The organism is Halomonas denitrificans, from assembly GCF_003056305.1.
Taxonomy (GTDB): domain Bacteria; phylum Pseudomonadota; class Gammaproteobacteria; order Pseudomonadales; family Halomonadaceae; genus Halomonas; species Halomonas denitrificans.
Window position 1 is genome coordinate 844,821 of the sequence record NZ_PYVX01000001.1, and the last position, 20,717, is coordinate 865,537.

The window sequence follows — 20,717 nt, forward strand, 5'->3', positions numbered from 1 at the left end:
GGCCCCTTGCGATCAGGCTCCCGATGGGCAGTTCCCCGCACCGACCTGGGCCGGTGCGGGGGGGACACTGCATGCCGCGGTGGTCGTGGTTACGGCTGCGGGGCGGGAGCGCGACCCAGAGCGGCGAGCACCTCGTCGAGCTTCTCCTTGCCGCCGATGCTGTCGTAGAAGTCGGGCCAGATGCCGGTGGCCATCTCGATCCACTGCTGCTCGTCGTTGGCAGGCTGGGTGATCTGCATGCCGTGCTCGTCCACCAGACGCTCCTTGATGGAGGCCTCGGTGTCGAGCAGGTAGTCGTAGCTGTGGTCGGTGGCTTCCTGACCGGCTTCCAGCACCAGCTCCTGCATCTCGGGACTGAGGCTCTGGAACTTGCCTTCGCTGATGATCAGCGGCTCCATCGAGAAGACGTAGCAGCTCTCGGTGACGTGGCCCTGGACCTCATAGAACTTCATCGCGTCGATGGTGATGTAGGGGTTGTCCTGACCGTCGACCACGCCCTGCTGCAGGGCGGTGAAGGTCTCGGACCACGCCAGCGGGTTGGGGTTGACGCCCCAGGACTGGTAGGCGGCGATCATGATCTCGTTCTTGGGTACCCGGATCACCAGGCCGTCGAGATCCTCGGGCGAGGCCACGGGACGCGCGGAGTTGGTCAGGCGACGGCAACCGGAGTAGGCCCAGCCCAGGATGCGCACGCCGGCGTCGCGGATGGTGTTCTGGGTGAGCTCCTCGCCGATCTCACCCTGGGTCAGCGTCCTGGCATCCTCGGGCCCCTGGATCACGTAGGGCAGGGTCATCACGCCCACGGTGGGCGAGAACGGCGTGATGTTGTTGATGGCCAGTACGGAGAGGTCGAGCAGGCCCATGCTGGCGTTGTTGACGGTGTCCTGCTCACTGCCGAGCTGGCCGTTGGGGAACAGGTCGATGGTGACCTCGCCCCCGGTCTTCTCCTCGACGAGATCGGCAAAGGTCGTGCCCAGTTCGTACTGGGTGCCGCCGGCGGCGTCGCCCAGGGCCATCTTCCAGGTCTCGGCCATGGCCTGACCGCTCAGTGCCAGGGTCGCGGCGGATACGGCCATGGGGAGGAGTAGTTTCTGGATACGCATTGTGATCTCCACAGCTTGTTATTGTCGGAAAGGCAGGATGCCAGCGCGGGGCGAGGCGTTCCTGGATGACGGCGAGCCGGGGTGTCCATCGAGGGCGGATCGAGGCGGCGATTCGAGGTGATTTGTTGTGATTCTCACCGCGCCTGCCTCGACTCCGCGATCTCGCCCATCGCCGGTCATCGGGATACGGGCTGTTCGCCATATCCTGACTACCACGTTCTACGCACTCCCCCCGGGGGCCACTAGAACCAGTCTTCCGGCATCGATTGGTCCAGCCCGCCGGACGAGAGCACGCTCGCCGACGCGCCGTGCCCCCAGCCCCGGGAACGCCGCCACGATGCCTCAACGCTATGGCATAATCTCCGGCAGCCTTTCCTAACGCCTTGGCGAGACACAATTTTAATGAGCCAGCTTCTCTTCCATCTCGACCCCGACCTACCGGAGAGCCTGCAGAAACAGCTGCGCGAGCAGATCGCCCGCGCCATCCTCGACGGCCACCTGCCCCTGGAGGAGCCACTGCCCTCGAGCCGCAAGCTGGCCAAGGAACTGCACGTTGCCCGCAACACCGTGATGCTGGCCTACGAGCAGCTGCTCGATGACGGCTACCTGATCGCCCGCAAGCGCAGCGGCTACTTCGTCAATCCCGAGATCCTCGAGGGCCGGGCCGAGAAGCCGGTGCGCCTGAACGATATCGACGCCGAGCGCCTGCCCTGGGAGGAGCTCTTGACCATGCACCCCTCCCGGCAGCAGACCATCAACAAGCCCAGCGACTGGCATCGCTACGACTATCCATTCCTCTACGGCCAGATCGACCCCGAGCTCTTCCCGACCCAGCACTGGCGGGAGTGCAGCCGCGACTCGATGAGCGTGCCGGCGATCCGCAGCTGGTCGGTGGACCACCTCAACGACGACGACCCGCTGCTGATCGAACAGATCCACAGGCGGCTGCTGCCGCGCCGCGGCGTGTGGGCCAAGCCCGAGGAGATCCTGGTCACGGTCGGTGCCCAGCAGGCGCTCTGGATCACCTGCATGCTGCTGCTCAAGGCCGGCCGGCGCTTCGGGATGGAGAATCCCGGCTACGTGGACGTCTACAACATCGCCCGTACCTTCACCGACGATGTCCACCTGCTGCCCGTCGATGAGCAGGGCATGCGCCTCGACCCCGCCATCGCCGACTGCCAGCTTGTCTACGTGACCCCGAGCCACCAGGCGCCGACCACGGTCACCATGCCGCTGGAGCGGCGCCGAGCGCTGCTCGACATGGCGGAGATCGACAACTTCCTGATCATCGAGGACGACTACGAGAGCGAGACCAACTACCTGGAAAACCCCACGCCGGCGCTGAAGAGCCTCGATCGCCACAACCGGGTGATCTACGTGGGCAGCCTCTCCAAGACCCTGGCGCCGGGCCTGCGGCTGGGCTACATGGTCGGCCCCCCGGCGCTGATCCGCGAGGCCCGGGCGCTGCGGCGGTTGATGCTGCGCCACCCGCCGACCAACAACCAGCGCGCCGTGGCGCTGTTCCTGGATCGCGGCTATCACGATGCCCTACTGCGCCAGATCCACCAGGTGTTCCACAGCCGCTGGCAGCGCATGAACGAGGCGCTGGCCCGGCACATGCCCCACGCCTTCGTGCCCTCGACCTACGGGGGCTCGTGCTTCTGGGTGAAGGGGCCCGAGGGGCTCGACTGCCACGAGCTGCGCCGCCTGGCGGCCGAGCAGAGCATTCTGATCGAGTGCGGCGACATCCACTTCTTCGACGGCCCCCACCTCGAGTACTTCCGGCTGGGCTTCTCGGCGATTCCCGAGGCGCGCATCGAGGCCGGCATCGAACGGCTGGCGGCGCTGATTCCCCAGGCGGTATCACCCCCCTCCTGATGAGCGCCCTCCTCGCGCGGTCATGAAATTGCCTTCCTGAGGCCGCCGCCCACAAGAAAGCCGCCTCGAGGGCGGCTTCACGCGATGGACAGGACGCGACTCAGATCACCTCATCCTTTAGGTGGTACCAGCGGTAGAGGAAGCGCTGGCCGAAGCGCCGGAACGGGGCGAAGGCCTCGGACTCGACCTTCTCGCGCAGGTTGGGGAACGGCAGCTTGGAGGTGAAGATCGGCAGGTCCAGCTCCTGGCCGTGCCCGGCGATCCACTGCGCCAGGCGACGCCCGGCCTGGGCCGAATACATCACGCCGTTGCCGCCGTAACCCAGGGCGTAGTAGACCGTCTCCTTGGCATCGGGCTGGTGGATGCGCGGCATCATGTCGTGGCTGACGTCCACCCAGCCCCACCAGGAGTAGTCGATGTCGATGCCCTCAAGCGCCGGGAACTTGCGATGCATGTCGCCGATCAGCATCGACTCGTACTTCTTCTGCGGCGCATCGCGGCCGGTGATGGCGCTGCGGCTGCCGATCTGCAGCCGGTTGTCCGGCAGCAGGCGATAGTAGTGGCGCAGGATCCGGGTATCGGTGATCACCTGGCGCGTGCGCAGGCTGCAGGCCTCGATCTCGTCGTCGGTCAGCCGACGGGTGACGATGGAGTTCGAGAGGATCGGCAGCAGGCGGTTCTTGAGCTCGCGATGCAGGCTCTGGGAGGTGTAGCCGCCGGTAGCGATGCCCACCGCGCGCGCCTTTACCACCCCACCCGGGGTCTTCAAGTAGTGCACGCCGCCGCGGGTCTCGAAGCCCTGCACCGGGCTCGCCGGATGGATCTTCACCCCGAGCGCCCGGGCCTTGCGGTGGTAGCCGAAGGCCAGCTTGCCGGCATGGATGCCGATGCCCTCGGGCTCGTGCATGGCGCCGGCCGCCTCCTGATCGCCGATCCAGTCGCGCTTCACCGTGTCGGCATCGAGGATCCGGGCGTCGTAGTCGAAGGTCTCGCGCAGCAGCTTCGCCTCCTTCTCGAGGGTCGGCATCACCTTGTCGCGATGGGCCACGTAGAGGTGACCGCCCGGCTGAGGTTCGCAGTCGATGTCCTTGATCAGCTCCTTGAAGGTCGCCATGCCGTCGAGGCACTCGCGATGCAGCTTCAGGGCGGTGTCCAGGCCGTAGCGCTGGATCCACTGGGAGCGCTTGAGGCGCCCGGAGGCGCACTGGGCCTGGCCGCCGTTGCGGGTCGAGCAGCCCCAGCTGGTGCGATTGGCCTCGAGCACGGTGGCCTTGATGCCGTACTCCTGGGCCAGGAAGATCGCCGCGGTGAGTCCCGTGAAGCCGGAGCCGATGATGACCACATCGGCATCCGTGTCCTGGGTGATGGGCCCGTCATCGGCCGGCGGCTCGCCGGCGGTGCCGATCCAGTAGGTCGGCGCATAGTCACGACCCGCCCCCGGGGTGGCGCTCTTCAGGGGGTCATAGGCCGGATCATATGGCTGGGAGGGCGAGGTCTTGGTGGCCTCGGTCTCTACCCCGCTTCTTGGCATTGTTGTCTCCATGATCGGACTCCTCGCAGTGGATGCCGTGCTCGAACCCGAGACGATCAGGCGTTGACGGGGGGACGGTTCTTGCGGAAGGCGTTCTTCACGGCGATCTTGCCGTCGCGGAAAGTGAAGGCGTCGATCATGCGCGCCTCGGAGCGCACGCCGTCGGTGGTGGTGCCCTGATAGGTGGACTCGGTGAAGCCCTTGTCGCCGATCACGTGGTGCTCGGCGTCGGTCCAGCTGGCATCGGGGGCGGTCTTCCAGGCGTTCTCGAGGCCCTGGCGCACCTCGGCCTGGCCGACGAAGCTCTTGCCCTGCAGCTCGGGGCCGGCGATGGCGTGGAAGACGCAGTCGTCGGTCATCATGCTCATGACGGCATCGATGTCGTGACGGTTCAGGGCATCGCTGAAGGCTTCGAGGAGTTCGGTAGTCGGTTGGCTCATGTCGGGCTCCTGAGGGTTGTCGTTGTTGGGTCTGGCGCTATGTGAAAGATGCTTTTGACGCATCGAGGCGGCCTCTCGGCCGCGAACGAATCCAGCCTACTGGCAAAGCCGAGGGGGCATTAGCGCCAGATACGCCCCGGCGGTTGGACCAGAGCGCCCGCCATGAGCAGCGAGGCGCAAGCACCGCTCGAGCGGCAAAAAAACCCCCGGCGAGGCCGGGGGAATACGTTGCAGCACGTTCGGTGGTACGTCCGATCAGACGTAGTCCTGATACTTCTCGAGCAGGCGCACCGGCTTCTTCAGCGCGTCGCGGCGGAAGGGGTCGCCCAGCTCCCGGGTGCACATGATCTCGATGATGCAGGTCTTGCCCTCGTTCATCTGCAGGTCCACCGCCTTCTTCAGCGCCGGCCCCACGTCCTCGAGGCGGTCCACGGTGATGCCCTCGGCGCCCATCGCCCGGCCGATCTCGGCGAAGCTCTCGTTGTCGAGCTCGCCGGCCACGAAGCGACGGTTGTAGAACTCGACCTGGTTCTTCTTCTCGGCGCCCCACTGGCGGTTGTGGAACACCACCGCGGTCACCGGGATGTTGTGACGCACCGCGGTCATGGTCTCCATCAGGCTCATGCCCCAGGCGCCGTCGCCGGCGTAGGCGATCGCCGGACGCTCCGGCGCGGCCACCTTGGCGCCCATGATGGTCGGCAGCGCGTAGCCGCAGTTGCCGAAGCTCATCGGCGCGAAGAAGCTGCGCGGCTTGTCGAAGCGCAGGTAGCTGTGCGCCACGGCGTTGATGTTGCCGATGTCGGTGGAGACCATCACGTCCTCGGGCATGGCCTTCTCGAGCTCGCGCAGCACCTGGCGCGGGTGCAGGTACTCGCCGCCGGAGAACGGCGTCTCGCCCTTGGCCTCGTCGATGGCGTCGAGGCTGAACGGGTCCTTCTCGTGGGTCCACTCGTCGAGCTCGCGCTCCCAGGCGGCCTTCTCGCTGGCAATCTGGTCGGCCCGCTCACCCTTGGTGGCGTCGCACGCCAGCTCACGGCCGGCCAGGCGCTCGGTGATCGCCTCGGCGGCTTCCTTGGCATCGCCGCAGATGCCCACGGCGATCTTCTTCACCAGGCCGAGCATCTTGTGGTCGGCGTCGATCTGGATGATCTTGGCGTCCTTCGGCCAGTAGTCCAGGCCGTGCTGCGGCAGGGTGCCGAACGGCCCCAGGCGGGTGCCCAGCGCCACCACCACGTCGGCCTGACTGATCAGCTTCATGCCGGCCTTGGAGCCCTGGTAGCCCAGCGGGCCGCACCACAGCGGGTGGCTGGCCGGGAAGGAGTCGTTGTGCTGGTAGCTGTTGACCACCGGCGCGCCCAGCCGCTCGGCGAGCGCCTGGCAGGCCTCGACGCCGTCGGCCATCACCACGCCGCCGCCGGAGACGATCACCGGGAACTTGGCGTTGGCCAGCAGCTCCGCCGCCTCGTTGAGGGTCCTGGTGCCGCCCGGGCCGCGGTCGAGGCGCGCGGGCTCGGGGATCTCGCACTCGATCTCGCCATAGAAGTAGTCGCGCGGGATATTGAGCTGAGTCGGGCCCATCTCGGACATGGCGCGGTCGAAGCAGCGACCGGTGTACTCGGCCATGCGCGCCGGATGGGTCACGTGGCCCTGGTACTTGGTGAACTCCTGGAACATCGGCAGCTGCTTGCACTCCTGGAAGCCGCCCAGGCCGATGCCGTTGGTGCCCGCCTCGGGGGTGACGATGACCACCGGGCTGTGCGCCCAGTAGGCCGCGGCGATGCCGGTCACGCAGTTGGAGATGCCGGGGCCGTTCTGGCCGATCACCGTGCCGTGGCGGCCGGAGACCCGGGCATAGCCGTCGGCCATGTGCGCCGCGCCCTGCTCGTGGACCACCGGGATCAGGCGGATGCCGGCCGGGGCGAAGATGTCCATGGCGTCCATGAAGGCCGAGCCCATGATGCCGAACATGTCGGTCACCCCGTTGGCGACCAGGGTCTCCACGAAGGCCTCCGAGGGGGTCATCTTCTGCTTGCCTGTCACGACCTGGCGGGTATCTGTGGTGTCTTGGGTGCTCATGGGGTGTCCTCCGAGCCCGTCATCCGGGTTGTTTTATATGAGATGATTTATTCCGACTTCCGGAATACGGACAGACTCTAGGCAGCCGGCCCACCCTCGTCAAGGGTAAATTCCATAAAACGATACGATTTGATTCTTTTTGCGAAACTGATCTATGCTCACCGCACGCTCCGGCAGCGACGTCCCCTGCCAGCGGTTTCGATCAGGGACGCCCAAGGTCAACGGTCCCCCGGGCCGAGGAGACGGTGATGACAGACCCCATGAACGCCCAGCCCGACATCCAGGTGTCGGTGCGCGAGCTCTTCGGCATCGACAGCGATCTCGAGGTCCCCGCCTTCAGCTGGCGCGACGAGTACGTGCCCGAGATCGACGAGGCCTATCGCTTCAACCCCGACGTCACCCTGGCGATCCTGGCCGGCTTCACCCGCAACCGCCGGGTGATGGTTCAGGGGCTGCACGGCACCGGCAAGTCGACCCATATCGAGCAGGTGGCGGCACGCCTCAACTGGCCCTGCATGCGGGTCAACCTGGACGGCCACATCAGCCGCCTCGACCTCGTCGGCAAGGACGCCATCGTGATCCGCGATGGGGTGCAGGTCACCGAGTTCCAGGAGGGCATCGTGCCCTGGTCGCTGCAGCGGCCGGTGGCGCTGATCTTCGACGAGTACGACGCTGGCCGCCCGGACGTGATGTTCGTCATCCAGCGCATCCTCGAGCGCGACGGCCACTTCACCCTGCTCGACCAGAACCGGGTCATCCACCCCCACCCCTACTTCCGGCTGTTCGCCACCGCCAACACCGTGGGACTGGGCAACCTCAGCGGGCTCTACCAGGGCACCCAGGTGCTCAACCACGCCCAGATGGATCGCTGGAACATCGTCGCCAAGCTCGACTACCTGCCCCGCGAGGAGGAGGCGGCCATCGTGCTCGGCCGGGTGCCCACCAAGGACACCGAGAAGGGCCGCGCGCTGATCGCCGCGATGGTGGCGGTGGCCAACCTGACGCGCCAGGGCTTCGCCGCCGGCGACCTCTCCACCCTGATGTCGCCGCGCACGGTGATCACCTGGGCCGAGAACTGCGAGATCTTCCGCAACCCGGCGCTGGCCTTCCGGCTCTCCTTCCTCAACAAGTGCGACGAAGCCGAGCGCCCCCTGGTCGCCGAGTACTACCAGCGCTGCTTCGGCCAGGAGCTCGACGAGTCGTGGATGCGGGAGGCGACCGCCTCATGACCCAAAGCGCCCAGCAGCAGGCGCGCCGCCAGCAGCGGATCGAGGAGCTGTGCGCGGCCAGCCTGCGCGCCCTGACCGGCCAGGCCGACCTGCACTACCGCGGCCGGCGCCTCTACCGGGGCGAGGCGCGTCTGCCGACCCTGGCACCCCACCTGCGCGTCGACCCCGCCCAGGACGACTTCGCCGACTGCCGGGCCGCCGCCGACGGCATGGCCCTGCGCCTGCTGCACTCCGATGCGGCCCTGCACCGCGCGCGCTGCCCCGAAGACCCAGTCGAGCGGCTGGTCTTCGAGCTGCTCGAGCAGCTGCGCGTGGAGACGCGGGTCCCCGACGACATGCCGGGCATGGCCGACAACCTGGTGCACCGCTTCGAGAGCTGGTCGCGGGCCTTCTACCGCTCCGGGCTCACCGAGGGCAGCATCGGCCTGCTGCTCTACACCGTGGCGCAGATGTGCTGGTCGCGGCTGAATGCCAAACCGGTGCTCGAGGAGACCGAGGACTATATCGAGGGCACCCGCGCCTCCCTGGTGCGCGCGCTCGGCACGGCGCTCCACGGCCTGCGCCGCCAGCGCCACGACCAGGCGGCCTACGCCGAGCACGCCCTGGCCATCGCCCGGATCGTCGGCGAACGGGTGCGCACCGAACGGGAACGGGCCGGCGACGACGAGGACGAGGAGCCGGCGGAAGCGGCCAGCGACGCCTTCGCCCTGCTGCTCGAGCTCGAGGACGGCGAGGGCGACGAGGATGGGGTCGCCGCCGCCACCACCGGGCACAGCAAGACCTTCGAGGACGCCGCCCAGGCCTATCGGGTCTTCACCACCCGCTTCGACCGCGAGGTCGCCGCCGGCAGCCTGGTGCGCCGCGCCCTGCTGCGCGAGAACCGCGAGAAGCTCGACCAGGCCACCGCCGAGCTGCCCATCAACCTGCCCCGCCTTGCCCGTCGGCTGGGCAGCGTGCTCTGGGAGCCGCGCGTCGACGGCCGCGCCTTCGGCGAGGAGGAGGGCCGCATCGACGGGCGGCGCCTCGCCCAGCTGGTCAGCTCGCCCACCGAGCGCCGCCTCTTCTATCGCGACCAGGTGAAGCTCGGCACCGACTGCGCCGTCAGCCTGCTGATCGACTGCTCCGGCTCGATGAAGCACCACATCATGCCGGTGACGATGATGGCCGAGAGCCTGATCCGCGCCCTGGAGATGATCGGGGCGGGCACCGAGCTGCTCGGCTTCACCACCGGCGCCTGGAACGGCGGCCGCGCCTACCAGGCGTGGATGAGCGGCGGCCGGCCCCGCGGCCCGGGGCGCCTCAACGAGGTGTGCCACATGGTGTTCAAGGACGCCGAGCGCAGCTGGCGGCGCGCGCGCACCGACATCGCCGCGCTGCTCAAGCCCGATCTGTTTCGCGAGGGGATCGACGGCGAGGCGGTGGACTGGGCCTGCGAGCGCCTGCTCGCCCGCCCCGAGCACCGCCGCATCCTGATCGTGATCTCCGACGGCTGCCCGGCGGACAGCGCCACCAACCTGGCCAACGACCCCTACTACCTGGACAACCACCTCAAGGAAGTCGTCGCCCGGCGCACCCGCGAGGGCCAGGTGGAGGTGCTGGGCCTCGGCGTGGGCCTGGACCTGAGCCCCTTCTACCGCCGCTGCCTGGCCACCGACATGGCCCAGGCGCTGGACACCCACCTGTTCGACGAGATCGTCGAGCTGATCGGCGGCCGCCACCGGCGCTGATCCTCGACGCCCGACTTTCCAGAGGAGAGCCCCATGCCCGTCAAGGTCATCGACATCGGCCACGATCCCGAGACGCAAACCCATCGGCGCCTGGCCGACCTGCCGGACCGCGTGATCGAGGGCGACCCGCACCACGACGCCACGCTCAACTTCCAGAGCCCCGACGGCCGGCTGATCGCCGGCACCTGGACCAGCACCCCCGGCAGGTGGCACGCCTTCACCGATCGCGACGAGTTCTGCTATATCCTCGAGGGCCATGTGCGGCTGATCGCCGAGGACGGCAGCGCCCAGACCTACCGCACCGGCGACGCCTTCCTGATTCCCGACGGCTTCCGCGGCGAGTGGGAGGTGATCGAGAGGACCACCAAGCACTTCGTGATCCGCCACCACGACAGCGACTGACGACGGAGAGAGCGCATGGCCAAGACCCGCATGGTGACCCAGTTCGGCATGGGCACCTCGATCCGCAGCCGCGACTACACCGAGGCCGCCGCCCGGGCGATCCGCGATGCCCTGTGGCACAACTCGCTCAACGTCGCCGACGCCTTCGGCTTCCCCAAGGAGGCCATGCTGATCGACGTCGAGATCGGGGTGCAGGACCCCGCCGCCGTCGACCCGGCGGCCCTGCTTCGCATCTTCCCCTACGGCCAGCCGTCGGTGCGCCTGGTCAAGGGGGGGCTGGACGTGGACAAACCCGACGGCAGCGGCACCAGCGTGATCGCCAACGCCGCCATCGTCGTCTCCTTCGACATGGAGCCCGATCATGACTGAGCGTCGCATCATCCTGGAAATGGGCACCGGCAACGACCTCTACGGCGAGGACTACACCAAGGCGGCCTGCCGCGCCGTGCACGACGCCCTGCACCACTCCTCCATCGTGCTGTTCAAGTCGCTGGGCATCGACCATCGCGAGATGCGGGTCCAGGTGACCATCGGCGTGCAGGAGCCCGAGAAGGTCGACGCCGCGGTGGTGGCGGCCGAGCTGCCCCGGGGCCGCGCCGAGGTGAACGTGGTGCACGGCGGGCTCAACGTCCACGACCCCGTGCAGGAGACCACCCACGTGGTGGCCACCGCGGCCATCGCCGCCCTGCTGCCCCTCGAGGAGGGCGCCTGGCGGCTCTGCGACGGCGCCGAATCGCCCCGGTGACGCCCTGCCCCGCCGGCGCGAGCCAGCGGGCCGGTTACATCAGCTCGGAGGCGATCAGCCCGCCGCCGATCACCATCAGCGTGACGAAGGCGATGCGGCGCATGGCCAGCGGCGAGAGCCGGGGCGGCCAGCGCCGCCCGATATAGGTGACCAGCGCCACCACGGGAATCGCCCAGGCGGTGAGCACGAAGATCTCGAGATTGAGCCCGCCCTGGGCGGCGACGAACAGGGTGCGCATGCCCGAGGTACAGGCGAACATCAGGATCAGCATGTTGCGGATCGCCACCGGCGGCAGCGGCTGGCGATAGCACTGATAGATCACCGGCGGCCCGGCGATACCAAAGAGCCCGCCGCAGAGCCCCGACAGCACGCCGCTTGCGAAGAAGCTGCCCCGCGAGGAGAGGGTCTCGCGCTGGCGGGGGCGCAGCACCAGGCTGAGCCCGCCATAGCAGACCAGCAGGCCCAGGGCGATGCGCAGCACGCTCTCGGCGCTGCCGCTCATCACGTCGAGCAGCAGCACCCCGATCACGGTAGCCGGCACGATGCCGAGCACGGTGGCCCCGATCACCGCCATGTCGAGATGCTTCAGCTTGCCCGGCAGAGCCACCGCGCTGTTGGCCAGCATCATCAGGCTGACCACCGCGGCGACAGAGGCCACGGGCGCGACGTCCAGCCCGCTGGTCGCGCCCATCACGATCATCCCCAGCCCGAAGCCGGTGACCGTCTGGAAGTAGCCGGCAATGGCGGCAATAGCGATGAAGGAGAGGAGTACCTCGAGGCTCATGGTGCGGTCGATCCTGTGTGGCTCCCCTCCTGACGCGAGTCGCTCGGGGATATGGAACGCGGCCACGCGCATGCCTGCGCATGATGACGAGCGGCAAGACGACGACACCGTGTGCCGGGCCACGGCCCGGCCAGCCCTGACGGCGTTCCCTCGCGGCGGGAGACGTCACGGGTCGCGTCTGTGCCCTGAAAAAAAGCGGCACAAGATGCCAGCGACGCGCCGGGAATGCTAGCCCCGAGCCAGCAAAAGACGCCCTTCAGCAGGATCGCCGCGCCCAGCCCGACCAGGGTCAGCATGGCCAGCCGAGGCATCAGCCCGGCGGAGCACGGCGGGGAATAGCAGTGATCGATGACCGACGGCTCGGGGACGCTAAAGAGCCCGCCGCAAGCGCCAAGATCCGCTGCGCCGCGGGCTCCATCGTCAGGACCCGGGGAGCCGCCCGGCGATGGCCATCACGCCTCGGCGGCGGCCGACAGGCTCTGGGCCTGCACCGTGGTCACCGCGATCACATGAAAGACGTCATCGACGCTGCAGCCCCGGGAGAGGTCGTTGGCCGGCTTGGCCAGGCCCTGCAGCAGCGGGCCGATGGCCTCAGCGCCGCCGATCCGTTCGGCCAGCTTGTAGCCGATGTTGCCGGCCTCGAGGTCCGGAAAGATCAGCACGTTGGCGTTGCCCTTGACCTTCGAGTCGGGCAGCTTGCGCTCGGCGATCTCGGCCACGATGGCGGCGTCGAGCTGTACGTCCTCATCGATGGCGAGCGCCGGCCGGGCGGCCTTCACCTCGCGGGCGGCCTGCACGACCTTCTCGACGTTGCCGTGCCGGGCGCTGCCGCTGGTCGAGAACGACAGCATGGCCACCCGGGGATCCTCGTTCAGCAGCGCCTGGGCGCTGTCGGCGGCGGCCATGGCGATCTGGGCGAGCTCCCCAGCGTCGGGGTCGATGACCAGGCCGCAGTCGGAGAAGATCATGCCGCCCTTGAGACTGTGGAAGGGCTTGCAGAGCATCATCAGAAAGAAGCTCGAGACAAGCTTGCTGCCCGGGGCCAGCCCCAGCAGCTGGATGGCGCTTCGCACCACGTCGGCGGTGGTGTTCACCGCGCCCGCCACGGTGCCGTCGGCGTGCCCCTTACGGACCAGCATGTTGGCGAAGCAGAGCGGGTCGCGTATCGCCGTGGCAGCCTGCTCCGGGGTCATGCCCTTCTTCTCGCGCAGCGCGAGCAGCGCCCGCTCCAGCTCGTCGGTCAGGGGCGAGTCGGCCGGGTCGATCACCTCGACCGCCGCCAGGTCGACCCCGTGGCGCTCGGCGGCCTCGGCAATGCCCGCCCGGCGTCCCACCAGGAGGATCCGGGCGATGCCCTGCTCCGCCGCCTTGGCGGCGGCGTGCAGGATGCGCTCGTCCTCGCCCTCGCAGAGCACGATGCGCCGGGGATCGCGGCGCGCGCGCTCGAGAATCTGATTCAAGGCTTTCATGCGATGGCCTCTCATGCCTGCCGCACGGCGCGGCAGTCGTCAGACAAAAAAGCCCCCGGCAGCGCCGGGGGAACCCTTGCAGCACCTTCGATCAGACGTAGTCCTGGTACTTCTCGAGCAGGCGCACCGGCTTCTTCAGCGCGTCGCGGCGGAAGGGGTCGCCCAGCTCCCGGGTGCACATGATCTCGATGATGCAGGTCTTGCCCTCGTTCATCTGCAGGTCCACCGCCTTCTTCAGCGCCGGCCCCACGTCCTCGAGGCGGTCCACGGTGATGCCCTCGGCGCCCATCGCCCGGCCGATCTCGGCGAAGCTCTCGTTGTCGAGCTCGCCGGCCACGAAGCGACGGTTGTAGAACTCGACCTGGTTCTTCTTCTCGGCGCCCCACTGGCGGTTGTGGAACACCACCGCGGTCACCGGGATGTTGTGACGCACCGCGGTCATGGTCTCCATCAGGCTCATGCCCCAGGCGCCGTCGCCGGCGTAGGCGATCGCCGGACGCTCCGGCGCGGCCACCTTGGCGCCCATGATGGTCGGCAGCGCGTAGCCGCAGTTGCCGAAGCTCATCGGCGCGAAGAAGCTGCGCGGCTTGTCGAAGCGCAGGTAGCTGTGCGCCACGGCGTTGATGTTGCCGATGTCGGTGGAGACCATCACGTCCTCGGGCATGGCCTTCTCGAGCTCGCGCAGCACCTGGCGCGGGTGCAGGTACTCGCCGCCGGAGAACGGCGTCTCGCCCTTGGCCTCGTCGATGGCGTCGAGGCTGAACGGGTCCTTCTCGTGGGTCCACTCGTCGAGCTCGCGCTCCCAGGCGGCCTTCTCGCTGGCAATCTGGTCGGCCCGCTCACCCTTGGTGGCGTCGCACGCCAGCTCACGGCCGGCCAGGCGCTCGGTGATCGCCTCGGCGGCTTCCTTGGCATCGCCGCAGATGCCCACGGCGATCTTCTTCACCAGGCCGAGCATCTTGTGGTCGGCGTCGATCTGGATGATCTTGGCGTCCTTCGGCCAGTAGTCCAGGCCGTGCTGCGGCAGGGTGCCGAACGGCCCCAGGCGGGTGCCCAGCGCCACCACCACGTCGGCCTGACTGATCAGCTTCATGCCGGCCTTGGAGCCCTGGTAGCCCAGCGGGCCGCACCACAGCGGGTGGCTGGCCGGGAAGGAGTCGTTGTGCTGGTAGCTGTTGACCACCGGCGCGCCCAGCCGCTCGGCGAGCGCCTGGCAGGCCTCGACGCCGTCGGCCATCACCACGCCGCCGCCGGAGACGATCACCGGGAACTTGGCGTTGGCCAGCAGCTCCGCCGCCTCGTTGAGGGTCCTGGTGCCGCCCGGGCCGCGGTCGAGGCGCGCGGGCTCGGGGATCTCGCACTCGATCTCGCCATAGAAGTAGTCGCGCGGGATATTGAGCTGAGTCGGGCCCATCTCGGACATGGCGCGGTCGAAGCAGCGACCGGTGTACTCGGCCATGCGCGCCGGATGGGTCACGTGGCCCTGGTACTTGGTGAACTCCTGGAACATCGGCAGCTGCTTGCACTCCTGGAAGCCGCCCAGGCCGATGCCGTTGGTGCCCGCCTCGGGGGTGACGATGACCACCGGGCTGTGCGCCCAGTAGGCCGCGGCGATGCCGGTCACGCAGTTGGAGATGCCGGGGCCGTTCTGGCCGATCACCGTGCCGTGGCGGCCGGAGACCCGGGCATAGCCGTCGGCCATGTGCGCCGCGCCCTGCTCGTGGACCACCGGGATCAGGCGGATGCCGGCCGGGGCGAAGATGTCCATGGCGTCCATGAAGGCCGAGCCCATGATGCCGAACATGTCGGTCACCCCGTTGGCGACCAGGGTCTCCACGAAGGCCTCCGAGGGGGTCATCTTCTGCTTGCCTGTCACGACCTGGCGGGTGTCTGCGGTGTTGTCGGTGCTCATGGGAACCTCCATGGGAGCGCTGGGTGTCGGATCTGGCGTTGGCGCCATCTCGTTGTTGTGTTGATACCGGGACTTTGTTTTTTGATACCAAAGGTTCCGATATCTGGAACCTGATCAAAACGTAGCGCTCCGCCGGCGGCCCGTCAACAAAATTCCATAAAACGGTACAAATTGATTTCTTTTCAGGAACAAATTACCTTGGGACCAAAGGGAGAGCCGATATGACGACCAAATCCGAGATGACCCGCCTCGAGGGCGATACGCCGGCCCAGCGCCTCCTGGCCCTGCTGGAGGTGATCGCGGGGAAGGACCAGTTCTTCACGCTGCAGGGCATGGTCGACGAGACCGGCCTGCCCAAGCCCACCCTGCACCGCATGCTCCAGCAGCTCGAGACCTCGGGCATGCTGCAGCGCGAGGCCGACGGCCGCCACTACAGCAAGGGCAGTCGCCTGCGCCGGCTGGCCGAGTCGCTGCTGCTCAACGACACCGTGCACGGAGCCCGCCATGCGGTGCTGCGCAAGCTGGTCGACGAGGTCGGCGAGAGCTGCAACATCACCGCGCTCTCTGGCGGCGAGGTGCTCTATCTCGATCGCGTGGAGACCTCGGCACCGCTGCGCTTCTACCTGCACCCCGGCTCCCGGGTGCCGGTGCACTGCTCGGCCAGCGGCAAGCTCTTCCTCGCCCAGATGGCGCCCGCCCAGCGTCGGCGGCTGCTCAACGAGCTGACGCTGGAAGGCTTCACGCGCAACACCCTCACCGATCCCGAGGCCCTCGAGGCCGAGATCGAGACCGTGAAAGGCCAGGGCTACGCCTTCGATGACGAGGAGTTCCTGCCGGGACTGCTGTGCATCGCGGTGCTGGCGCCCAATCCCGACGGCCTCTCCAACACCGGCCTGGCGATCCAGGCGCCGATCATGCGCATGACCCGGGAGAAGGCACTGGAGTGCCTGCCGGCCCTGCAGCGCGCCGCCGAGCAGATCGCCGCCATCAATCGCGAGGCGCTTTCGGACGCCGCCCAGGCCGCCGCCGGCGAGCGCTGAGCCGCCGCCCGCCGGACGGGGGCGACTGGCCTGCCGGCGTGATTGCGAATATGCTCTGGGGCATACGCAATGGCCCGCACCACAACAGGGAGACCGCAATGGCCGGACTGCTACCCGATGTCGACCCGGATGGACTGCTCGAGTACTCGGTGGTCTATACCGATCGCGCGCTGAACCACATGTCGAAGAGCTTCCAGGGCGTGATGCGCGACGTGTCCGCCACGCTGAAGGAGGTCTACCACGCGCACTCGACGGTCATCGTGCCCGGTAGCGGCACCTTCGCCATGGAGGCCGTGGCGCGCCAGTTCGCCAAGGACCGTCGCTGCCTGGTGATCCGCAACGGCTGGTTCAGCTACCGCTGGAGCCAGATCCTGTCGATGGGCAAAATCCCCTCCGACGTCAACGTGCTCAAGGCCCGCCGGGTGGACGAGGACGATGCGACCTCGCCCTTCGCGCCGCCGCCCATCGAGGACGTGGTCGAGGCGATCCGCGAGCAGCAGCCGGACATCGTCTTCGCGCCCCACGTCGAGACCTCCTCGGGGATGCTGCTGCCGGACGACTACCTGCAGAAGATCGCCGACGCCATCCACGACGAGGGCGGCCTGCTGGTACTCGACTGCATCGCCTCCGGCACCCTCTGGGTCGACATGCAGGACGTCGGCGTCGACGTGCTGGTCAGCGCCCCCCAGAAGGGCTGGAGCGGCAGCCCCTGCTGCGGCATGGTGATGCTCTCCCGCCAGGCGCGCGAGATCATCGAGGAGACCACCAGCACCAGCTTCGCCTGCGACCTGAAGAAGTGGCTCTCGATCATGGAGACCTACGAGGGCGGCGGGCACGCCTACCACGCCACCCTGCCCACCGACGGCCTGCGCCAGCTGCGCGACGTGATGAACGAGACGCGGCAGTACGGCTTCGACCGGGTCTGCGAGGAGCAGCGCGAGGTCGGCCGGCTGGTCCGCGACATGCTCGCCAAGCACGGCTTCCAAAGCGTCGCCGCCCCGGGCTTCGAGGCGCCGGGCGTGGTGGTCAGCTACACCGATGACGAGGCGATCGTCGCCAAGTTCCTCGAGGCGGGCGTCCAGGTGGCCGCCGGGGTGCCGCTGATGTGCGACGAGGGCGAGGACTTCCGCACCTTCCGCATCGGCCTGTTCGGCCTCGACAAGCTCCACCACCCGGAGCGCACCCTAGAGAGCCTGGAAGCCGCGCTTGCCAAGGTGAAGAGCGCCGGCTAGGCACTCCCAGCACCCGAAGGAGCATCGAAAAGAGAGGGGGCGGCCATTCGGCCGCCCCCTCGGCGTTATTGACCCTCGCGCGACGCGCCTCAGGCGCGGGCGCGAGGTTCGCGCGGGGTCAGACCGCCCCCACGCCCCGTGGAACGAAGCCGAGGTTGTTCTCGACCTCCTTGACCCCGTCGATGTTCTCGGCGGCGACCTGCACGGCCCAGCGCTGCTCCTTGCTCTCGACGAGCCCCCACAGCTGCACCTTGCCGTCGGCGACGATGACGTTGAGGCGGTCGACCAGCACCCCGGTGTTCTCGTCGACCTCCTTGAGGATGGCGTCGCGGATCGCGCGGTCGTCGTCGCCGCCGGCTGGCTGGCGCCCCACCGAGAAGCCGCGCAGCAGGTTGGAGCGGCTGACGATGCCCACCAGCTTGCCGTCGCGCACCACCGGCACCCGCTTGATGCGACGCTTCTCGAGCAGCGAGGCGATATGGTGCAGCGGCTCGTTCTCGCCCACGGTGAGGGGGTTGGGGGTCATGATCTGGCCCGCCTTGCGCCCGTGGGTCTTGACGTAATCCACGGCGTCGCCGCCGCCGCTGAAGATCCTGAGCCACCAGGAGCGACGCTTGTCCTCCTCCGGCTCGATCCGTGCCATCAGGTCCCCTTCGCTCACGATGCCGAGCACCCGGTCGTCGGCATCGACCACCGGCACGGCGCTGATGCCGTGTTCCAGCAGCAGGCTGGCGATCTCGCTGACCTCGCTCTCGGGAGTGACGGTGATCACGTTGGTCGTCATGACATCTGCGGCTTGCATAGGGCGCTCTCCAGACGAAAGGCGGTTGTTGTTTGCGATGAGTCGCCTTTCAAGTTAGCAATCCTTTAAGCAACCTGCCTTGATGCCGGACAGCTTTCCGCGCCCTCTGCGCCCGCCCTCAGGGCCGGGCGGGCTCGCCCGCGGATAGGCGCTCGGCGCCCGCGCCATCGGTGAGGATCTCGTCGATGTCGTCGAGGCCGGCGAAGCGCACCGGGCGGATGACGCCGAGCTTGCTCTCGTCCACCACCAGCAGGCGCCTCGCCGCGGTGGCGATCGCCGCCTGCTTGGGCGCCACCTCGTGGAAGTGGAAGCAGGTCAGGCCCTGTCGCTCGTGTACGCCCGCGGCGGAGAGGAAGGCCTGGTTGATGCCGAGGCGGCGGATGGCGGCGTCCACCTCGTCGCCGGCGAAGGAGCGCGACGAGTCGTGATAGAGCCCGCCCAGCAGGATCAGGCGCACCCCGGCAAGCCCGCTCACCGCCTCGGCCACGTTGAGGGCATAGGTCACCACGGTCAGCGACTGGTCGCGGGGCAGGCTCGCGGCGAGCGGCATCAGGGACGTGCCGCAGTCGATGAACAGGGTGTCGCCGGGCGCGATGCGCTCGAGCGCCCGCTGACAGAGGCGGCGCTTGGCCGCGGCGTGGCGATCCTGCTGGGCGACCAGGTCGTAGACCGGCGCATAGCGCGGGTCGTCGCGGCGCACCAGATGCCCCCCCATCAGCTGCAGCTCGCCCTCGGAGGCGGCCAGGTCGCGGCGGATGGTCATCGGCGATACGCCGCACAGCACCGCGGCCTCGTGCAGCCTCAGGCTGCCGCCCTGGGCGAGGGCCTCACTCAGCCGGGCGAGACGCCGGGCACTGCGTTCGTTCATCGGTGGCGGCTCTCCTCGGGCCCGGTGTCCCGCGCGGCGTCGTCACTCTCGGAAACGGTCCGCGTCGGCTGAAAATGTTAAAAAAATAACACTGAATGTGATAGTTTTCACCACACACTCACGCGTCACATTCACCCGCACGCCTGCCCTCCAGGCCGCCCCATCGGATAGGTGCCCCATGACCCTCTTCATGAGCGTGGTCGGCATGGTGACCCTGGTCGCCATCGCCCTGCTGTTCTCCTCCGACCGCCGCGCGATTCGCCTGCGCACCGTGCTGGGCGCCTTCGCCATCCAGGCCGGCATCGGCGCCTTCGTGCTCTACGTGCCGGTCGGCCAGGCGGTGCTCGCCACCGTCTCCGACGCCGTCAGCCAGGTGGTGCTCTACGCCAACGACGGCATCGACTTCGTGTTCGGCGGCCTGGCCGACGTCGAGGCCTCGGGCTTCGTCTTCGCCTTCAAGGTGCTGCCGGTGATCATCTTCTTCTCCTCGCTTACCGCCGTGCTCTACTACCTGGGCATCATGCAGTGGATCATCCGCATCCTCGGCGGCGCCCTGCAGAAGGCGCTGGGCACCTCGCGCACCGAGTCGCTCTCCGCCACCGCCAACATCTTCGTCGGCCAGACCGAGGCGCCGCTGGTGGTGCGCCCCTTCATCGAGCGCATGACCCCGTCGCAGCTGTTCGCGGTGATGTGCGGCGGGCTCGCCTCGGTGGCGGGCTCGGTGCTGGCCGGCTACGCCGCCCTCGGCATCCCCATGGAGTACCTGGTCGCCGCCTCCTTCATGGCCGCCCCCGGCGGGCTGCTGTTCGCCAAGCTGCTGATGCCCGAGACCGAGACGCCCGAGGACAGCGTCTCAGCCGCCGAGGAGCGCCTCGAGGAGGAGGAGGACCATCCCACCAACGTGCTGGACGCCGCCGCGGCCGGCGCCAGCTCCGGCCTGATGCTGGCGGCCAACGTCGGCGCCATGCTGCTGGCCTTCATCGGCCTGATCGCCCTGCTCAACGGCATGCTCGGCGGCATCGGCGGCTGGTTCGGCATGGAGTCGCTGAGCCTGGAGCTGATCCTCGGCTGGCTCTTCTCGCCGCTCGCCTTCCTGCTCGGCGTGCCCTGGGAGGAGGCGACGCTCGCCGGCTCCTTCATCGGCCAGAAGCTGGTGGTCAACGAATTCGTGGCCTACATCAACCTGGCGCCCTACCTCGACGGCGAGCAGGTGGTGGCCGCCACCGGGCAGCTGATGACGCCCCACACCATGGCGGTGCTCTCCTTCGCGCTGTGCGGCTTCGCCAACCTCTCCTCGATCGCCATCCTGCTCGGGGGGCTGGGCAGCATCGCCCCGAGCCGCCGCCACGAGATTGCCCGCTTCGGCCTCAAGGCGGTGCTGGCCGGCACCCTCTCGAACCTGATGTCGGCGTCCCTGGCCGGCTTCTTCCTGGCCCTGGCCGCCGTATGACTGCGCCGTCGTCGTCCGCGCTTCAGCGG

18 protein-coding genes are annotated in these 20,717 nt (G+C 68.3%); 9 read left to right on the forward strand and 9 right to left on the reverse strand.

What is annotated here, in order from left to right:
* Positions 1 to 89: 89 nt before the first annotated feature.
* Positions 90 to 1,076, reverse strand: a complete 987-nt coding sequence (locus C9F13_RS03800; RefSeq protein ID WP_211310893.1) for a TRAP transporter substrate-binding protein — start codon at positions 1,074 to 1,076, stop codon at positions 90 to 92.
* Positions 1,077 to 1,505: 429 nt separating this feature from the next.
* Here C9F13_RS03800 and pdxR point away from each other — a divergent pair, with 429 nt between their 5' ends.
* Positions 1,506 to 2,981, forward strand: a complete 1,476-nt coding sequence (gene pdxR, locus C9F13_RS03805; protein ID WP_108444875.1) for a MocR-like pyridoxine biosynthesis transcription factor PdxR — start codon at positions 1,506 to 1,508, stop codon at positions 2,979 to 2,981.
* 100 nt (positions 2,982 to 3,081) lie between these two features.
* Here the strand turns inward: pdxR and C9F13_RS03810 are convergent, their stop codons facing one another.
* From C9F13_RS03810 to xsc (C9F13_RS03820), 3 genes are all read right to left on the reverse strand, one after another.
* A complete protein-coding gene (locus C9F13_RS03810) occupies positions 3,082 to 4,524 on the reverse strand; it encodes an NAD(P)/FAD-dependent oxidoreductase (RefSeq protein ID WP_245888697.1) in 1,443 nt (480 codons plus the stop codon).
* A gap of 44 nt (positions 4,525 to 4,568) precedes the next feature.
* Positions 4,569 to 4,952 (reverse strand): nuclear transport factor 2 family protein, encoded by a 384-nt coding sequence (locus C9F13_RS03815; protein WP_108444877.1) that lies wholly within the window; start codon positions 4,950 to 4,952, stop codon positions 4,569 to 4,571.
* Positions 4,953 to 5,207: 255 nt separating this feature from the next.
* A complete protein-coding gene (gene xsc / locus C9F13_RS03820) occupies positions 5,208 to 7,028 on the reverse strand; it encodes a sulfoacetaldehyde acetyltransferase (protein ID WP_245888698.1) in 1,821 nt (606 codons plus the stop codon).
* Positions 7,029 to 7,276: 248 nt separating this feature from the next.
* Here xsc (C9F13_RS03820) and C9F13_RS03825 point away from each other — a divergent pair, with 248 nt between their 5' ends.
* The 5 genes from C9F13_RS03825 to C9F13_RS03845 are packed head-to-tail and all read left to right on the forward strand — an operon-like array spanning position 7,277 to position 11,131.
* A complete protein-coding gene (locus C9F13_RS03825; protein WP_108444878.1) occupies positions 7,277 to 8,257 on the forward strand; it encodes an AAA family ATPase in 981 nt (326 codons plus the stop codon).
* Complete coding sequence (locus C9F13_RS03830) at positions 8,254 to 9,984, forward strand: cobaltochelatase CobT-related protein (protein WP_108445344.1); 1,731 nt, start codon at positions 8,254 to 8,256, stop codon at positions 9,982 to 9,984. The genes C9F13_RS03825 and C9F13_RS03830 overlap by 4 nt, the downstream gene beginning before the upstream one ends.
* Positions 9,985 to 10,017: 33 nt before the next feature.
* Positions 10,018 to 10,386 (forward strand): cupin domain-containing protein, encoded by a 369-nt coding sequence (locus C9F13_RS03835; RefSeq protein ID WP_108444879.1) that lies wholly within the window; start codon positions 10,018 to 10,020, stop codon positions 10,384 to 10,386.
* Between the two features lie 15 nt (positions 10,387 to 10,401).
* Positions 10,402 to 10,755 (forward strand): Lin0512 family protein, encoded by a 354-nt coding sequence (locus tag C9F13_RS03840; protein ID WP_108444880.1) that lies wholly within the window; start codon positions 10,402 to 10,404, stop codon positions 10,753 to 10,755.
* The gene (locus C9F13_RS03845) at positions 10,748 to 11,131 is read left to right on the forward strand and encodes a Lin0512 family protein (protein WP_108444881.1); all 384 of its coding nucleotides are present in this window, start codon (positions 10,748 to 10,750) and stop codon (positions 11,129 to 11,131) included. Before C9F13_RS03840 ends, C9F13_RS03845 begins: the two co-directional genes overlap by 8 nt.
* A 34-nt stretch (positions 11,132 to 11,165) precedes the next feature.
* On the opposite strand, the gene C9F13_RS03850 is transcribed toward C9F13_RS03845, so the two are convergent.
* The 3 genes from C9F13_RS03850 to xsc (C9F13_RS03860) form a co-directional block, all read right to left on the reverse strand.
* Entirely contained in the window at positions 11,166 to 11,915 is a 750-nt protein-coding gene (locus C9F13_RS03850; RefSeq protein ID WP_108444882.1) for a sulfite exporter TauE/SafE family protein, read from the reverse strand.
* A 452-nt stretch (positions 11,916 to 12,367) separates the two neighbouring features.
* Positions 12,368 to 13,384 carry a phosphate acetyltransferase gene (gene pta, locus C9F13_RS03855; RefSeq protein WP_108444883.1) on the reverse strand — a complete coding sequence of 339 codons (1,017 nt, stop codon included), beginning with the start codon at positions 13,382 to 13,384 and terminating at the stop codon, positions 12,368 to 12,370.
* Positions 13,385 to 13,475: 91 nt separating this feature from the next.
* Positions 13,476 to 15,296, reverse strand: a complete 1,821-nt coding sequence (gene xsc / locus C9F13_RS03860) for a sulfoacetaldehyde acetyltransferase (RefSeq protein WP_245888699.1) — start codon at positions 15,294 to 15,296, stop codon at positions 13,476 to 13,478.
* 221 nt (positions 15,297 to 15,517) lie between these two features.
* On the opposite strand from xsc (C9F13_RS03860), the gene C9F13_RS03865 reads away from it, so the two are divergent.
* Positions 15,518 to 16,336 carry an IclR family transcriptional regulator gene (locus C9F13_RS03865; RefSeq protein WP_108444884.1) on the forward strand — a complete coding sequence of 273 codons (819 nt, stop codon included), beginning with the start codon at positions 15,518 to 15,520 and terminating at the stop codon, positions 16,334 to 16,336.
* A 98-nt stretch (positions 16,337 to 16,434) separates the two neighbouring features.
* Positions 16,435 to 17,568, forward strand: coding sequence for an aminotransferase class V-fold PLP-dependent enzyme (locus tag C9F13_RS03870; RefSeq protein WP_108444885.1), 1,134 nt, complete (start codon positions 16,435 to 16,437; stop codon positions 17,566 to 17,568).
* Between the two features lie 118 nt (positions 17,569 to 17,686).
* Here the strand turns inward: C9F13_RS03870 and C9F13_RS03875 are convergent, their stop codons facing one another.
* The gene (locus C9F13_RS03875) at positions 17,687 to 18,370 is read right to left on the reverse strand and encodes a CBS domain-containing protein (RefSeq protein ID WP_108444886.1); all 684 of its coding nucleotides are present in this window, start codon (positions 18,368 to 18,370) and stop codon (positions 17,687 to 17,689) included.
* A gap of 118 nt (positions 18,371 to 18,488) precedes the next feature.
* A complete protein-coding gene (locus C9F13_RS03880; protein WP_108444887.1) occupies positions 18,489 to 19,238 on the reverse strand; it encodes a DeoR/GlpR family DNA-binding transcription regulator in 750 nt (249 codons plus the stop codon).
* Positions 19,239 to 19,416: 178 nt separating this feature from the next.
* Here C9F13_RS03880 and C9F13_RS03885 point away from each other — a divergent pair, with 178 nt between their 5' ends.
* Positions 19,417 to 20,688, forward strand: coding sequence for a NupC/NupG family nucleoside CNT transporter (locus C9F13_RS03885; RefSeq protein WP_108444888.1), 1,272 nt, complete (start codon positions 19,417 to 19,419; stop codon positions 20,686 to 20,688).
* Positions 20,689 to 20,717 lie beyond the last annotated feature (29 nt).

Excerpts from the sequence above, each read along its gene's own strand:
- C9F13_RS03800 (WP_211310893.1), bottom strand. The coding sequence starts at position 1,076 with ATGGCCGTATCCGCCGCGACCCTGGCACTGAGCGGTCAGGCCATGGCC.
- pdxR (WP_108444875.1), top strand. The coding sequence starts at position 1,506 with ATGAGCCAGCTTCTCTTCCATCTCGACCCCGACCTACCGGAGAGCCTG.
- C9F13_RS03810 (WP_245888697.1), bottom strand. The coding sequence starts at position 4,524 with ATGGAGACAACAATGCCAAGAAGCGGGGTAGAGACCGAGGCCACCAAG.
- C9F13_RS03815 (WP_108444877.1), bottom strand. The coding sequence starts at position 4,952 with ATGAGCCAACCGACTACCGAACTCCTCGAAGCCTTCAGCGATGCCCTG.
- xsc (WP_245888698.1), bottom strand. The coding sequence starts at position 7,028 with ATGAGCACCCAAGACACCACAGATACCCGCCAGGTCGTGACAGGCAAG.
- C9F13_RS03825 (WP_108444878.1), top strand. The coding sequence starts at position 7,277 with ATGACAGACCCCATGAACGCCCAGCCCGACATCCAGGTGTCGGTGCGC.
- C9F13_RS03830 (WP_108445344.1), top strand. The coding sequence starts at position 8,254 with ATGACCCAAAGCGCCCAGCAGCAGGCGCGCCGCCAGCAGCGGATCGAG.
- C9F13_RS03835 (WP_108444879.1), top strand. The coding sequence starts at position 10,018 with ATGCCCGTCAAGGTCATCGACATCGGCCACGATCCCGAGACGCAAACC.
- C9F13_RS03840 (WP_108444880.1), top strand. The coding sequence starts at position 10,402 with ATGGCCAAGACCCGCATGGTGACCCAGTTCGGCATGGGCACCTCGATC.
- C9F13_RS03845 (WP_108444881.1), top strand. The coding sequence starts at position 10,748 with ATGACTGAGCGTCGCATCATCCTGGAAATGGGCACCGGCAACGACCTC.
- C9F13_RS03850 (WP_108444882.1), bottom strand. The coding sequence starts at position 11,915 with ATGAGCCTCGAGGTACTCCTCTCCTTCATCGCTATTGCCGCCATTGCC.
- pta (WP_108444883.1), bottom strand. The coding sequence starts at position 13,384 with ATGAAAGCCTTGAATCAGATTCTCGAGCGCGCGCGCCGCGATCCCCGG.
- xsc (WP_245888699.1), bottom strand. The coding sequence starts at position 15,296 with ATGAGCACCGACAACACCGCAGACACCCGCCAGGTCGTGACAGGCAAG.
- C9F13_RS03865 (WP_108444884.1), top strand. The coding sequence starts at position 15,518 with ATGACGACCAAATCCGAGATGACCCGCCTCGAGGGCGATACGCCGGCC.
- C9F13_RS03870 (WP_108444885.1), top strand. The coding sequence starts at position 16,435 with ATGGCCGGACTGCTACCCGATGTCGACCCGGATGGACTGCTCGAGTAC.
- C9F13_RS03875 (WP_108444886.1), bottom strand. The coding sequence starts at position 18,370 with ATGCAAGCCGCAGATGTCATGACGACCAACGTGATCACCGTCACTCCC.
- C9F13_RS03880 (WP_108444887.1), bottom strand. The coding sequence starts at position 19,238 with ATGAACGAACGCAGTGCCCGGCGTCTCGCCCGGCTGAGTGAGGCCCTC.
- C9F13_RS03885 (WP_108444888.1), top strand. The coding sequence starts at position 19,417 with ATGACCCTCTTCATGAGCGTGGTCGGCATGGTGACCCTGGTCGCCATC.